Source organism: Actinoallomurus vinaceus (assembly GCF_039542055.1).
Lineage (GTDB): Bacteria > Actinomycetota > Actinomycetes > Streptosporangiales > Streptosporangiaceae > Actinoallomurus > Actinoallomurus vinaceus.
In genome coordinates, this window is the sequence record NZ_BAABHK010000007.1 from 449670 (window position 1) to 463581 (window position 13912).

Sequence of the window (13912 nt, forward strand, 5' to 3'; positions counted from 1 at the left end):
CAGTCGCGGTCTAGACGGGGCGCACCTGTTCCTCGAACGTGAGCCCGTCACGTTCGAGGAACGGGTGCCGGTCACCCGCTGCGGCAAGACACCGAACTCCCGGCAGGCCCTAGACGGCGAGGGGTTTCACGGTCAGGTGGTAGTCCTGCCGGATCAGGCCGTCCTCATCGAGGATGAGGAAGACGCGGGCGGTCCAGGCGGCCTCGCCGCCGCCTTGGGGGATCAATTGGACGGTGAAGGTGACGATGTCGCGGTGGACGGTCACGTCATCGGCGGACGTGACGTCGTATTCGCCGCTCTCCACGAATTGCCGGTAGGCCTCGGTGATTCTGGCGTTGAGCTCCTCGTATCCACGGAACTGCACGCCCTCGATGAACTCCACGCCGTCGGGCGCCCAAAGGTCGGCGATGGCGCTGCGCCGTGATTCGGGGTCGGGTTCGCTCCACACGGCCACGTAGCGGCCGACGATCTGTTCGAGGTCGATGGTTGATGTCGTCGATGCGGTCATTTCCACCATGGTTGTCCGTCCTTTCCGCCGGCCGATGTGGCCGTGGAGGCAACGTTCACCGCTGCCGCAGCGGAAGGGTCAAGCCGGAACACGGGTGGAACTCTCCCCCGAGGGGAGACCGCACAATGGACCCCATGCTGAGGTACCTGTCCATCGGCGACTTCTCCCGTGCCACCCATATGACGGTCAAGACGCTGCGCCACTATCACCGCGTCGGACTGCTCGAGCCCGCCGCCGTGGACCCGTACACCGGCTACCGTCGCTACACCCCCGAACAGATCCCCACCGCCCAGGTCATCCGCCGCTTCCGGGATCTGGACATGCCGCTGGAGGAGATCCAGTCCGTGCTGACCGCGCCCGACCTGCGGACCCGCAACGTGCGGATCAGCGCGCATCTGACCCGCCTGGAGGAAGAGCTCGGCCGCACCCAGCGCGCCGTCACCTCACTGCGCGACCTCCTGGCGCCTCCCCCGGCCGATGCCCCGGCCGGTATCGAGCTGCGCAGCGTGCCGGCGACCCCCGCGGCGGCGATCAGCGAGGGCGTCGACGCCAGGGATTCCGTCGCCTGGCTCCAGGGCGCCCTCGGCGAGCTGTACGCGACCCTGACCGCGCAGAACCTGACCCCGGCCGGACACGCCGGCGGGATCTACGCCGACGAACTCTTCACCGACCACCGCGGGCAAGCAACGATCTTCGTTCCCTGCACGGCACCGATCCGGCCGGTAGGCAGGGTCACCTCCCTGGTCGTGCCACCCGCCGAACTGGCCGTCATCACCCACTCGGGACCACCCAGCGACGCCGACCGCGCGTACGGCAAGCTCGCCACCTACGTGACACGCCACGCCCTCGCCGTCGACGGCCCCATCCGCGAGTACTACCTCGTCGGCCAGCGCGACACCCCGGACACCACCCAATGGCGCACCCAGATCGGCTGGCCGATCTTTCAGACAGGTTCAGACACCTGACACCGAACGCCCGCCACGGCTATCAGGTCTGCCTCTCGCCCTTCTCCACGACCGCAACCTCAACGCACTGCTCAGCGTTGGACCCACTGCGCGACGACTTTCTCCAGGTCAGGGTTCCCACTCTTTAGCCACCGTCTCTATTAACGCAAGCGAGTCCTTCGGCGACAAGGCATGTTCGCGGATATCCTCCCAGATTCGGCCGATCTCCGCGACCTGGTCCGGTTTCTCGATAACCTGCCCTCTAAGAGCGGTGTCCAAGTTCGCAATTTCGACCCCGTCCAGCTTTGCGATCATGAAGGGGCAGCCCGCGTAGTACCTGGTGCCCGCAGGCACTACCTTTACGACGATGTTCGACCACTGCGCCAAGTCACGAACATGCACCAACTGGTCGAACATCACCTTCTCGTCGCCGACCATGCGACGAAGCGCATATTCATCGATGACGAAGATGCACATCGGCGGATTCTCATCGTTGAGTATTGCCTGTCGCTCGACTCTTCGACGTACGAGCTCCTCAACGTCGATCGACAAGTGCCGGTTGAACCGAATCACCGCGCGTGCATAGTCCGGTGTTTGGAGGAGTCCAGGGATAACCGCCAGGTCGTAGTTCTGAATCATGTTCGCATGTGCCTCGGCGGACAGCCACCTGTCGGTCCACACCGCGGGAATCTCGCGAGTCACCCACTTGTCGAAGTATCGGGTGAGGTAGCCGTTGGTGCCGAGGGCCTCGTCGCAGCGCTTGACGTCGTCCACATGCGGGGTGCGGCGGCCGTTCATCCACTGACTCACCGTGGAGGACGCGACGTGCAGCCTTTCTGCGAACTGCTTGCCGGTCAGGCCTGCGGCCTCGCAGGCGTAGGCCAGCTCTCTGCCCCACGCGTCGAGCGCTGTCTCTCGTTTGGGTGCCATCGGGGGGTTCACATCCTCGCGTGAATGGCCGTCGGTACTTCACGCGTAGGCGACCGGGGGTTAACGCTTCACAGCCTAACCCCTTGCCGCCACGCTGTGTAGCACCAATCTCACGCTAGGAGATTAGCCAATGAGGCCGCACACGAGCGAAGAGATAAGCGCATTCGCGAAGTGGCTCACGCAGGCCTGCCAGGAGGCTGGGATGCGCGCGGAGCAGTACGGGGCAAAGGTCCGAATTATCGCAAGCTGCCACTTCCTCACCGAAGAAGTCGAATGCCGCTCCGACGACGCCGGAAACCTCCGATGGTGGTGGTCCTGGGGCAAGCCGATCACCGACTCTCACGACTCCGCGCGCATCCTCACTCCGGACGAGGTCGACGATCTCGTGGACGCCATCGCCCACGTCGTCGCCGTCCCGATCAGGCGGCGGCCGTGACCGAGCCTCAGGAGATGACCGACCCGATCGCCCGGGCGGCGCTGGAGTCGGTGCGGGCGTTCAACGCCGCCATCGACCGGCTCGGCCTACCCGCCGTGACGCCGGCGTGCGAACTCACCCAACTCGACCGCCTCGTCCGCAAATATCCGGAAGCCGCCCGCAAAAGCCTCCAGCTTTACGATCAGAAAAACCGGCCCCAGCCCGGCAACCGACCGTTTTGAGCGGGAGCCAGGCCGGTTTGGCGGCTGATCGCCGAGAGTCTTCGTGGCTGGAGCACCGGCAACTCTCGGCAGAAGAGCGGAGTCATCTCTCACGAGGCCCGGACTCACGCTACGGCTTCGGCCCCGGCGTCTTCTGAGAGCAGGGCCAGGAGCTGTTCCGTGTGGCCGGGCAGTTCCACTTCGGCGAGGCCCGTGATGAGGTCCCTCAGCGCCACGCACTGATCGACCAGGACCACGCCATTGGAGAGGAGCCGGGTGGGCACCGGGGTGTCGAGTTCGGCGTCGCTCAGCATCGGTCCGCCAAGGGCGCAGAGGGCGTCCGCCTGGAGGCGGATGCGGTCCCGAAGTCCCGCGTTGCCGCCGGCGAGAGTGATGACGCGGTCGATGGTCCAGGCGTCGAGTGCGACGCGGTTGTCGTACGTGGTGTTCGCGCCCGAGGCGACAGCGGAGACGGCGGCGATGGTGGCGGCGTTGACCAGGGTGACATGCCCCAGGATCTGGTCGGCGTTCCATTCGCCGGGCGGCGGGACGGGGCTCGTATCGCCGGAGTCGGCCACCGTCACGGCGGCGTCCAGCAGCCCGCGGTAGGCGTCCCGGAGCGGGGCGGTGTCCATCATGTCTTCGTCCTTCCGTAGCGGCGACCGCCGTCTCAGGCGTGCGCGCTGGACATCTCCCATGGCGCCTGCGGGAGGACCTCGCCGGTCTCGAGCAGCGACTTGAGATTCGCCAGGACCGCCGGCCATCCCTGCGAGATACCGCCGTACATCTCGAGGTTGACGAGCTTCTCGTGGGTCACGGTGAGGCGGACGATGTCGTGGTGCGGTTCGACGAGGAAGGTGACGACCGACGGCTCTCTCTCGGCGTCGGGGACGTCGTCGAAGGTGATGACCAGGCGCGTCGGGGGCTCGGTCTCGAGCACTCGGCCGACGACGTCGACGGCACCTGATCCGTCGACGCGGCGGTGCTCCCAGGTCGAGCCGGGCTGCCAGTCCGAGACGTTGGCGTGTCCCCAGTAGCGCGCCGTCAGGTCCGCGTCCGTCAGCGCCTGCCACACCTGCTCCGCGCTCGCGCGGATGTAGGTGACGTAGACGTAGGTCGGCACGGAGGCGGGTGCGTTGGTCATGGCGTACTCCTCTGCTTGGTTCTTGATGGCGCTGATCGCCCGCAGGCGGGGCTTGTCGAACTCCGAGATCCAGCGCTCCTCGATCTCGTGGATCGGCGCGGGGTTGAGGTAGTGAAGCCGCTCCCGCCCGCGCCGTACGACGGTCACGAGGTTGGCGCGCTCGAGGATGTCGAGATGCTGTGTCGCCGACTGGCGCGCCATGTCCAGGCGCTCGCACAGCTCACGCAGCGTCTGACCGTTGTGCTCGCGCAGACGGTCGAGCAGGAGTCGTCGGGTGGGATCGGCCAGCGCCTTGAAGACCGAGTCCGTCGCTTCGCTCACCTCGCCATTATGCAGGTATTCACCTGCCTATTGTCAACGACGAGTCTTCGGCCTGGTCACGCCGGTGATCAGCGGAGCCGTTCGCCGGACGCGACGCCCTCCAGGAGGATCTCCACCAGGTCCTGTGGCACGTCGCGCATGAGGTTGTGGCCGCCGGGCAGTGCGTGCGTCGTCCAGGCAGGGTCCTCGCGCAGCCGTTCGTAGACGGCGGTGAACGGGGACGGGCCGTCCCATCCCGCCGCGTACACGTAGTCCCGGCGGCGGATGTGCGCGAGGTCGCCGGTCAGCCGGAGCGGCTGCAGCAGCGAGGCGATCGGGTGCGGCGTGGCGCGTGCGTCGAAGAACGGCAGCGGCCGTACTCCGTAGCCGGCCTCCACCACGTCCGCGTACCAGCGCCGCTCCTGGTCCGTGACCAGGGACCAGCAGGAGTCGCCGTGTCCGGGAACCATGGCGTCCAGGTACACCAGGGAGTCGACGCGGTCGGGTGCGCGGTCGGCGACGCCGGTGATCACCATGCCTCCGTAGCTGTGGCCGACCAGCACCGCGGCCCGGATGCCCTCGGCCGCCAGCACACCGGTCACGTCCTGGATGTGGGTGTCGAGGTTGACCGCGCCGTCGAGCAGGTGGCCGCGCTCACTCAACCCGGTCAGCGTCAGCGGGTGGACGACGTGCCCGTGGGCGCGAAGGTCGGCGGTGAGTTGCTCGAAGCACCAGCCGCCGTGGCACATCCCCGGAATGAGCACGAAGTTCGCCATCGTCCTGCTTCCTTGTCGGGCGCGGCCGGGGAGATCGCCGACCGTGCCGTGGACCTCCTCAAGCCGGCCAGCGGGTCTGGCATGACAGCCCACAGATCGAACCGGTCGGTACGATCCGCGACGATAGCAGCCGATCGAACCGAGCGGTACCATCTCTGTCATGCCCGTTCCCAAAGGCTCGACGATCGACCCGGCGCGCACCCGCGCCGCCATCCTGGAAGCCGCCACCCCGGTGCTGTACGAGCGCGGCCTCGACGGCATCGGTGTCGCCGAGCTATGCGCCCGCCTCGGCGTCTCCAAGGAGACGCTCTACCGGCACTTCGGCACCAAGGACGGGCTCGTCGAGGCCATGCTGGAGGCGCGCAGCGAGCGGGTGACCCGGTGGCTGACCGAGGCCGTCGCGGCCGCCGGACAGGACCCCGCCGACCAGATCGCCGCGGTGTTCGACGCCCTCCAGCGGTGGTACGACGATCCGGCCTTCCGCGGCTGCGCGATGCTGAACGCGGCAGCGCAGCACCACGTCGAGGCCGTACGCGCGATCACCGCGCGCCACCTGGACCGCTATCTCGAACTCCTGACCGGCATCGCCGGGCATGCCGGGGCCGCCGACCCGCACACCCTGGGACGGCAGTTGCTCATGCTGGTCGAAGGAGCGACCGTCGTCGCCGCGCATCACGACGCGGCCGGCGTCGGCGAGCACGCCCGCCAGGCCGCGCAAACCCTCCTGTCCGCCGCCACGACCCGAACCGACCCCCGAGACTGACCCCGGCGGCCGGCCCATCGAGCCGCGGCGGCGAATGCGGGAGTACCGGCGCGACTACGAGGCTTCCGTGGGCTGGCTGATATTGACCATCCACGCGACGCCGAACCGGTCGACGCACATGCCGAACTCGTCGCCCCAGGCCTGCTTCTGCAGCGGCATCGTGGTCGTCCCGCTCGCGGACAGCTTCTCCCAGTAGCCGCGCAGCACGTCGGCGTCGTCGCCGCTGAGACTCAGCGAGACGCCCGCCATGGGCCGGTACTCCATCCCGCTGGGGACGTCGGCACCCATGATCGTGTAACCGGCGTCGGTCTCCAGCATCGCGTGCATGATCCGGTCGGCGTCGGGTGAGTCCGCGGCGCCGAACTCGGCGAAGGTGTTGGAGGCGAGGTCGCCGCCGAACACGCCCGCGTAGAACTCCATCGCCTGGCGGGCGTTGCCGTTGAAACTGAGATACGGGTTCAGCCGAGAGGCCATGATTCCTCCTGAAACTGCGGGCTCCGGACGAGAGCCCGGTCGGCCGAGGCAGCGTAGGTGCGAGCCACCCGGTCCCGAGGGGCTCAGGCGACGATGGCCCAGACCTGGACGTCGCGGTGTTCGCCGTCGAGGTGGAAGGCCTTGCGGTGAGTGCCCTCGTGGGTGAAGCCGAGGCGCCGGGCGGCGGCGATGCTGGCCTCGTTACGAGGGTCGCACAGCCACTCGACGCGGACCATCCCCCGTACGTCGATCGCCCAGTCGATGAGCACACGACAGGCGCGGTTGATCAGGCCCCTGCCGCGCATCTCCGGGGCGAGCCAGACACCGATCTCACAGACGCGCTGCGCGGCGTTGAAGGAGCGGAAGATGACGCCGCCCTCCAGGACGCCCGAGACGTACAGGCCGAAGACGCGCCCGCCGTCGGCGGCCTGACGGTCGGCGTAGCCCTGCAGGTACGCCCGGGCCGACGCCTCGTCGACGACGGTGTACGCCCACGGGATCCACGGCTTGAGCGCACCGCGCACCCGGTCGGCGTATGCGGCGAACTCCGCCGCCTGCCACGGCTCCAGCGGACGCAGTTCGGCGTCGTCTCCCAGCGCTCGGCTGAACATCTCACCTCTCGCGAAAGATCGATTCTCCGGTCACGCGAAAAGCTACAGCCGCGGTGGAGCCCCGGCCTCACCGGGCGGCGTCATCCCGGGACCGCGCGGACGAGGACCAGCGAGCCGTTCAGGTACGGCTGACGGCGCAGGGCACCGTGGCGCTCGTCCCAGGCGCCGGAGCGGAGGTCGTTCGCGAGCCGCTCCACGTACTGCTCGCACACCCCCGGTTCGACGAAGCTCCACGCCGAGCACGCCTGCCGCGCCCCGGGATCGAGCAGGCGTTCCGGCCGCGCGTAGTACGCCTCGTTAAAACCGTCGGTGCAGTCGGCGGGGATCGGCACCGGCCGTACCGATACCTCACCGCCGAGCGCGTCGGCGATGTCGCCGATCGCCGGATAGCGCCGCGCCTCGGTGTCCAGGACGAGCGGCGCGTACTCGTACAGCCAGAAGTCGCGCACCAGGTCCGGGTCGCAGGTCAGGATGGCGACGGGCCCGCGCGCGACGCGCCGCATCTCGCGCAGACCGGCCTTCAGGTCGCTCCACTGATGGACGCTGAACGTGGTCATCGCGGCGTCGAAGGCGTCGTCGGCGAACGGCAGGTCCTCGGCCACGGCGTCGACGGCGGGAGACAAGTGGGCGGGGCGCTGGGCGCGCATGGACGCGGACGGCTCCACCGCCGTGACCTGCGGCGCCACGGACTCGTACGCCCCGGCGCCCGCACCGACGTTCACCACGGTCTGCGCGTCGCCCACGGCTTCGGCGATGAACCGCGCGATGCGGTCATCGGGACGGCGGTAGCCGGTGTAGCCGAGGCCGATCGTGCCGTAGTCCGCGTCGCCGGCACTTCCGTCAGACCTGCGGCCGCCCGTGACGTTCGAGGTGTGATCCATGATCCGGAACCTAGACCTTGCCCCCGTGGGCAAGGTCAAACGTCAGGGGGTGTCGAGCGTTCGTGGGCCGAGGTCGCGGATGGTCTGGACGAGGGCGCGGATGAGGTTGTTCTCCGATTCGGTGTGCCAGACCGCCGCGTACGGCAGGGCGTCAATATCCCGGATGGGCAGGTAGGTGATGTCGGGGCGGTCGAACAGCCGGCCGCCGACGCCGCGTTCCTGCTGGCCGATCGCCTGGCTGACCCGGGCCTGGGAGATGTGCAGCCGCTCGGCGGTCCGACCGAAGTGCAGTTCCTCGGCCAGAGTCAGGAAGATCTCGATATCCCGTAGCTCCACCGCATCCTCTCCGGCCACAACCCCTGCGTTATCGCTCAGTACGCGAAGTTTACGTTGATCCAGGCCGGCGCCTCGATGGATGGTTGATCTCGTCCATACCGGTGGCCTGTCACCGCTCTGACGAATGCGAGCGCCTCGATGTGACAGCCGAACCGGCCGACCGGCCCCCAAAGGGCCTCACCCTGTGGAAGGAATCGATCATCGCCCGTCACGGAGCAGGGCCCAGCAGGGCACACACCTGCGCAGGCTTGACAGGGCACATCGAGCAGTCATCGCCTGCGCATCGCGAATCCATTAACGCCCTTTCCCAGACTGCTCGCAGCTTCGATTTCCTGGCCCGATCGCCGGGCCAGGCCTGACCTGGAGGTTCTGACCACGAATCCCAGGCAGCGAAGACGCAAGGAAAGGACGTCATATGTCGCAGGTAACGAAGGTCATGCTGATCGCAGCACTGACGACCGCGCCTCTTGCCGCATCGTCGGTCTCCGCCGCCGCGGAGCCCCGTGGGAGCCGGTGGGACGGGGCATGGGCGACGGCCGTCCAGCGGCCGTTCAAGAACGACTGGTCTCCTGCCTGGGCCGACGAAGGCTTCAACCGTCAATCCGTACGCCAGGTGGTCCGGATCGGTGCCGGCGGCTCCCGACTGCGGATCCGGCTGTCCAACGCGTACGGTGCGGCTCCGCTTCATCTGACCGGCGCGAGCGTCGCCAGGACGGGCGAGGGCGCTGCGGTGTTGCCGGGGACGATACGCTCGCTGACCTTCAGGAGTTCCGCGGCCGCCACGATCCCCGTCGGCGAGCAGCTGGTCAGTGATCCTATCGCCCTGCCGGTGCGGCCCCGAGAGCGGCTGACGGTGACCTTGTACTTCCAGGGGGCCACCGGTCCGTCCACCTTCCACGCTCTCGCCATGGAGATGTCCTACCGGGCCGGCGGGGATCACCTCCGCGACCCGGGAGCGGGCGCGTTCACCGAATCGACCGCCTCCTGGTACTACCTGGACGGGGTGGAGGTGACCGGCCGGCCGGGCGGGCGGAAGAGGGCGGTCGTCGCCTTCGGCGATTCGATCACCGATGGGTACGGCTCGACAGCGGGCGCCGATGCCCGCTACCCGGACGCGCTCGCCGAACGACTGATGGCGCAGGGCCGTGCACGGCCGGTGCTCAACGCCGGTATCGCGGGTAACAAGGTGCTCAACGACTCGACGTGCCTGGGTGAGAAGGCGACGGCCCGCTTCCAGCGCGACGCGCTCGACCAGCCCCGGGTGAGGACGGTCATCGTCCTGGAGGGCATCAACGACATCCTGCACAGTGAGACGCCGCCCTCACCGTGCACCGTGCCGAACCCCAGGGTGACCGCGCAGGAACTGATCGCCGGGTACCGAAAACTGATCCGTACCGCCCACGCGAGCAAGGTCAGGATCGTTGGAGCGACACTCCCGCCGTTCAAGGGGGCATACGGCTACACCGAGCGGGGCGAAGAGGTTCGCGAAGCGGTCAACAAGTGGATCCGGAGCAGCCGCGAGTACGACGCCGTCGTGGACTTCGACCGGGCGTTGGCCGACCCGGCCGATCTCGATCGGATCCGCCCGGCTCTCGACAGCGGCGACCATCTGCACCCGAACGACGCCGGTTACCGGATCATGGCCGCAGCCGTCGATCTCGACTCCCTCTAGCCGCGGCCGAGTCTTCCAGCCGCGGCCAGGTCCGGATGGCCGAGGGGCCCGGCCGGGCCCCTCGGCGCCGGACTGATCCTCACCCTCGTCTCCGCTGAGGCCCGGTCTGCTGGGAGCGCCTCATGCCCACCCCCCGCCTACGGCGACGTCAAGGCGGCCGCCGACCGGATCGCCGAAACCGTACGGCCCGTGACGGTCACGCCTCTCGACCCGGAGCTCTTCCACGGTGCGCCGGTCCATGCCGCGCTCGATCTCGTGACCCGGTGAGGTGAGCCCGGGCCCGCCTCTAGTGGTTCACGATCCGTCGATCTCGGCCAGCAGGCCGCGCAGTTCCTCGGCCTCCGGAACGCCGAGTTCGGTGTAGAGGTCCATGGCCTGTTTGGCGTGATCGCGGGCCGGGGCGGTGTGGCCGAGGTCCCGCTGGGTGCGCGCCAGTCCTTCGTGGGCCCGGGCCTGCTCGGGGCGGTTGCCCAGTTCCTCGGCGAGGGCGAGGGCGGCGTCATGCTCGTGGAGAGCCAGGGCGAGATCGCCGGTGACTCGGGCGACCTCTCCCAGCCCGTTGAGGGTGGAGGACTCGTCACTGCGGTTGCCGAGCTCGCGGTAGAGGTCCCGGGCCTGCCGGTGGTGGTCGCGGGCCTGTTCGTACTGCCGCTGTTCTCGGTACACCGGCCCGAGACAGTCCAGTACATGGGCCTCACCGCCTCGGTTGCCGAGCTCGCGGTGCAGGTCCAGAGCCTGCCGGAGCTGGTCGCGGGCCTGGTCGGACCGGCCCTGCCGGTGATGGAGCATTCCGAGGCTGCTCAGGACGTGGGCCTCGCCGATGTGGTTGCCGATGTCACGGCATGCCTCCAGGGCGTCCCGCAGGTGCCGGTACGCCTGCTCGTGATCACGCTGCATTGCGCACAGCAGGCCCAAGGTGTTGCACGCCCGGGACTCGCCGAACCGGTCTCCGATCTCCTTGCACACCTCCAGCCCGCGGAGGGAGAGTGCGTATGCCTGGTCGTAGCGGCCTTGCCGCCAGTACGCCCAGCCGAGTTCGATCAGTGCGCGGCCCTCGCCGGCCCGGTCCGCGGTGCGCGTGCTCGCCCGGAGTGCCTGATTGTGCAGGGTGATCGCATCCGAATGATGGGCATGCCCGTCCAGATACGGCCGCAGGATGGCCGACAGGCGTACGGCGTGGGCGGAGTCGGCGTAGCCGGTGGAGTGGGTGGTGGCGATGAGGTTGGCGCGTTCGGCGTCCAGCCACGCGGTCGCCTCGGCCGTGTCGTGGAAGGTCACGGCGGAGGTCGTCGGCTCGGGGATGGGCGGGCGTTGCCGTTTGCCGTAGGGGAAGAGGAGATCGACCGCCGTGTGGGCGGTGTAAAGGTAGTGGTCGAGCAGCCGGGTCGTCGCGTCGAGGCGGGCGTCGGCGGTCTCTTCCGCGGCGGCGGTGGACCGGGCGTGTTCGCGCAGCAGGTCGTGGAAGGTGTAGCGGCCGGGCTCGTGCTGCAACAGGGCATGAGCGTCCAGAAGATGCTCCAGGAGCGTCTCCGCCTCCTCCACCGGGACGCCGGCCAGCGCCGCGGCCGCGTGTGGGTCGGTGTCGTGCCCGGGGTGCAGGCCGAGGAGCCGGAACATGCGTTGCTGGGCGGGACTGAGCTGCTGGTAGGTGAGGGCGAACGCGGAGGCGACGCTCCGCTCGGCGGTCGACAGTTCGGTCAGCCGGCGGCTCTGGTCACGTAGGCGGCCGGCCAGGTATTCGACCGTCCATTGCGGGCGATGGTGAAGGCGGGCCGCGGCGATCCGTACGGCCAGTGGCAGAAGACCGCACAGTTGCAGGACGTCCAGGACCGCGATGGGTTCGGCGTCCGCCCGGTCTCCCACGATGCGGGCGAACAGGTCGACGGCGTCTCTGGCCGGCAGCAGATCCACCGACAGCGTTCGCACGCCGTCGAGGCCGGTGAGTCGCCTACGGCTGGTGATCACCATGAGGCCGTCGGTCATGCCGGGCAGGAGTGGCCGTACGTGGTCGGCGTCGGCGGCGTTGTCCAGTACGGTCAGGACCCGGCGGTCCGCGAGTTCGGCCCGCCACAGCGCGGCACGGTCGGTGAGCGAGGGCGGGATGCGTTCGGCCGGCACGCCGAGTTGCCGCAGCAGGATCTCCAGCGCGGCGGCGGCGTCGGCCGGGGCCTGGCCCGCAGTATGCGCGTGCAGGTCGACGAAGAGCTGGCCGTCCGGGTAATGCTCGGCGAGCCGGTGTGCGGCGTGGGTCGCCAGTGCCGTCTTGCCGATCCCGGCCATGCCGTCGATCGTTGCGAGCGTCACTCCTTCGGACGAGAAGCGGGAAAGCTGGTCGAGTTCCGCCGTACGTCCCGCGAAGTCCGGTGTGTCATACGGCAAGAAGCATGGCCCGGGAACGGAGCGGTGCCGCCGTTCCCGATTCTTCGCGGGGTCCTCGGACGCGATGACGGCGGTCTGCTCGGTGACCGGTGTGGCGACGGGCGGGTCGCCACCGGGGAACCGCACCTCCGGATCGTCGCGCAGAATGGCTCGTTCGAGGGCGATGAAGGCTCGGCCCGGGTCAAGTCCCTGCTGCTCGGCGAGGTTCGCCCGAAGGGCGCGGGCGGCCGCCAGCGCGTCCACCTGCCGACCGGCGCGGTGCAGGGCCAGCATGAAATGCCCGCACAGCCGTTCCCGCAACGGGTGAGCCGCCACCGGGGCGGCCAGCTCATCGATGAGGTCCTCATGCCGGCCCAGGGACAGTTCGAGCTCGGCCAGCCGCTCGATCGCCGTCAGCCGCCGCTCCTCCAACCATGTCCGAGCCGCGGCGACGTAGTCGGCGTTCACGTCCGCGAAGGCATTCCCCCGCCAAAGGCGGAGCGCGGCGCGAATCTGCCGCACGGCGGCCTGTGGATCACTGGCGGCCTGTATGTGGGCGGCGGTGACCAGGGTGGTGAACTCCTCGAGATCGAGCTGTCCGGGCGCCGGCAGGGCCACATAGCCGGCGGCCCGGGTCACCAGCACCTCTTCCGCCCCGGCCGCGCGGAGCACTCGGCGGATCGCCGTCACGGCCGCGTGAACCTGCGCCCGGGCGGTGTCCGGAGGTGTCTGGCCCCAGACGGCGTCGATGAGCCGGTCGGCGCTCATGACGGTCCGAGCGTTCAGAAGGAGGTAGGCCAGCACCGCACGGTGGCGCGGTGTGGCCCTGGGCAGGTCATGGTCACCGGCCGACACTTCCACCGGACCGAGGATCGTGAACCGGACCTTGGCGTCAGGCCCCACCGGAGACACGGCCTGGACCGCTGTTGAGGTACCTCCGCGTCCTGCCACTTCACGCTCCTCGGGGAATGGGGTTCCAGCCTCCTTCGACGGCATCACGGAGATCAACGAGAGTTTCTGTAAGGAATCCATAACCTGTGGCTTAACTCTGGATACGGGCTCATCGGGCGCTCATCGCGAACGCATCGCGGATCGATCAACACGGCCGCCCAGTATTCATCCCATGACCGGCTCTCCCCGGATCGAGGCCAGGCCCGTCGTCGATCACCTGCAGTACTCCGAGACGTCCCTCCCGCGCAGTGGGTTCACGGTACGGATCGGACGAGGGACCGAGGACAGGCCTGCCCTGCAGATTCACGACGCCTCGGGCCGGCTGGTGGATGTGGCCGTGGCCCACTCCTTCGTCTCCGTCCTGCTGCGCGGCGGCGTACGCAGTGGACGCGGCGAAGGCCTGTGGGCGCTGTCGTGGGGACAGCTCACTCCGGGCCGTGACGACGTCGCGGTGCTGTTCGCCGGCCGCTCCGACGCGGTCCAGCCGGTCCGGCCGATCATCATCGCCGGTGCCTTCTGGGTCGCCGAGGCCGGCGGCGACTTCCGCACCGTCTCGGCCGCCGCCGACGGTGACCGCGCCACTCGGCGGCTGCGCCCTTTCCACTGACCGCCGGCTCGACCTGACACC

Annotated in this window: 16 protein-coding genes and 1 pseudogene; 6 read left to right on the plus strand and 11 right to left on the minus strand. The window is 68.9% G+C overall.

The genetic code is table 11. The annotated features are described in order from the left end of the window. Positions 1–109: 109 nt before the first annotated feature. A complete protein-coding gene (locus ABEA24_RS26285; RefSeq protein ID WP_345433724.1) occupies positions 110–508 on the minus strand; it encodes a Cif family virulence factor in 399 nt (132 codons plus the stop codon). Positions 509–642: 134 nt separating this feature from the next. Between ABEA24_RS26285 and ABEA24_RS26290 the strand changes: the two genes are divergently transcribed. Further along, positions 643–1473: a MerR family transcriptional regulator gene (locus ABEA24_RS26290; protein WP_345433725.1), complete on the plus strand. Its 831-nt coding sequence runs from the start codon at positions 643–645 to the stop codon at positions 1471–1473. A gap of 22 nt (positions 1474–1495) precedes the next feature. On the opposite strand, the gene ABEA24_RS53705 is transcribed toward ABEA24_RS26290, so the two are convergent. After that, a complete protein-coding gene (locus tag ABEA24_RS53705) occupies positions 1496–1594 on the minus strand; it encodes a DUF397 domain-containing protein (protein WP_425551234.1) in 99 nt (32 codons plus the stop codon). Beyond that, complete coding sequence (locus ABEA24_RS26295; protein ID WP_345433726.1) at positions 1582–2382, minus strand: helix-turn-helix domain-containing protein; 801 nt, start codon at positions 2380–2382, stop codon at positions 1582–1584. The genes ABEA24_RS53705 and ABEA24_RS26295 overlap by 13 nt, the downstream gene beginning before the upstream one ends. A 202-nt stretch (positions 2383–2584) precedes the next feature. On the opposite strand from ABEA24_RS26295, the gene ABEA24_RS26300 reads away from it, so the two are divergent. Continuing rightward, positions 2585–2818, plus strand: coding sequence for a hypothetical protein (locus ABEA24_RS26300; protein WP_345433727.1), 234 nt, complete (start codon positions 2585–2587; stop codon positions 2816–2818). Between the two features lie 14 nt (positions 2819–2832). Then, entirely contained in the window at positions 2833–3039 is a 207-nt protein-coding gene (locus ABEA24_RS26305) for a hypothetical protein (RefSeq protein ID WP_345433728.1), read from the plus strand. A 104-nt stretch (positions 3040–3143) separates the two neighbouring features. Here ABEA24_RS26305 and ABEA24_RS26310 read toward each other — a convergent pair whose 3' ends face one another. The 3 genes from ABEA24_RS26310 to ABEA24_RS26320 form a co-directional block, all read right to left on the minus strand. Beyond that, positions 3144–3656: a hypothetical protein gene (locus tag ABEA24_RS26310; protein ID WP_345433729.1), complete on the minus strand. Its 513-nt coding sequence runs from the start codon at positions 3654–3656 to the stop codon at positions 3144–3146. Positions 3657–3688: 32 nt separating this feature from the next. Beyond that, positions 3689–4483, minus strand: coding sequence for an ArsR/SmtB family transcription factor (locus tag ABEA24_RS26315; protein WP_345433730.1), 795 nt, complete (start codon positions 4481–4483; stop codon positions 3689–3691). Between the two features lie 68 nt (positions 4484–4551). Beyond that, positions 4552–5238 (minus strand): alpha/beta fold hydrolase, encoded by a 687-nt coding sequence (locus tag ABEA24_RS26320; protein ID WP_345433731.1) that lies wholly within the window; start codon positions 5236–5238, stop codon positions 4552–4554. A gap of 160 nt (positions 5239–5398) precedes the next feature. On the opposite strand from ABEA24_RS26320, the gene ABEA24_RS26325 reads away from it, so the two are divergent. Beyond that, complete coding sequence (locus ABEA24_RS26325) at positions 5399–6001, plus strand: TetR/AcrR family transcriptional regulator (protein WP_345433732.1); 603 nt, start codon at positions 5399–5401, stop codon at positions 5999–6001. Between the two features lie 54 nt (positions 6002–6055). Here ABEA24_RS26325 and ABEA24_RS26330 read toward each other — a convergent pair whose 3' ends face one another. The 4 genes and pseudogenes from ABEA24_RS26330 to ABEA24_RS26345 all read right to left on the minus strand — a co-directional run. Further along, complete coding sequence (locus ABEA24_RS26330; protein WP_345433733.1) at positions 6056–6475, minus strand: VOC family protein; 420 nt, start codon at positions 6473–6475, stop codon at positions 6056–6058. An 83-nt stretch (positions 6476–6558) separates the two neighbouring features. After that, entirely contained in the window at positions 6559–7086 is a 528-nt protein-coding gene (locus ABEA24_RS26335) for a GNAT family N-acetyltransferase (RefSeq protein ID WP_345433734.1), read from the minus strand. A gap of 80 nt (positions 7087–7166) precedes the next feature. Next, positions 7167–7967 carry a class I SAM-dependent methyltransferase gene (locus ABEA24_RS26340; RefSeq protein ID WP_345433735.1) on the minus strand — a complete coding sequence of 267 codons (801 nt, stop codon included), beginning with the start codon at positions 7965–7967 and terminating at the stop codon, positions 7167–7169. 186 nt (positions 7968–8153) lie between these two features. Next, a pseudogene (locus ABEA24_RS26345) lies at positions 8154–8303 on the minus strand (LysR family transcriptional regulator); the annotation flags it as partial. Positions 8304–8718: 415 nt separating this feature from the next. Between ABEA24_RS26345 and ABEA24_RS26350 the strand changes: the two are divergent. Further along, the gene (locus ABEA24_RS26350) at positions 8719–9975 is read left to right on the plus strand and encodes an SGNH/GDSL hydrolase family protein (RefSeq protein WP_345433736.1); all 1257 of its coding nucleotides are present in this window, start codon (positions 8719–8721) and stop codon (positions 9973–9975) included. A 294-nt stretch (positions 9976–10269) separates the two neighbouring features. Here ABEA24_RS26350 and ABEA24_RS26355 read toward each other — a convergent pair whose 3' ends face one another. Further along, on the minus strand, positions 10270–13284 hold the full coding sequence (locus ABEA24_RS26355) for an AfsR/SARP family transcriptional regulator (RefSeq protein ID WP_345433737.1): 3015 nt from the start codon (positions 13282–13284) through the stop codon (positions 10270–10272). Positions 13285–13456: 172 nt separating this feature from the next. Here ABEA24_RS26355 and ABEA24_RS26360 point away from each other — a divergent pair, with 172 nt between their 5' ends. Next, complete coding sequence (locus tag ABEA24_RS26360; protein ID WP_345433738.1) at positions 13457–13891, plus strand: hypothetical protein; 435 nt, start codon at positions 13457–13459, stop codon at positions 13889–13891. The last annotated feature ends 21 nt before the right edge of the window (positions 13892–13912 follow it).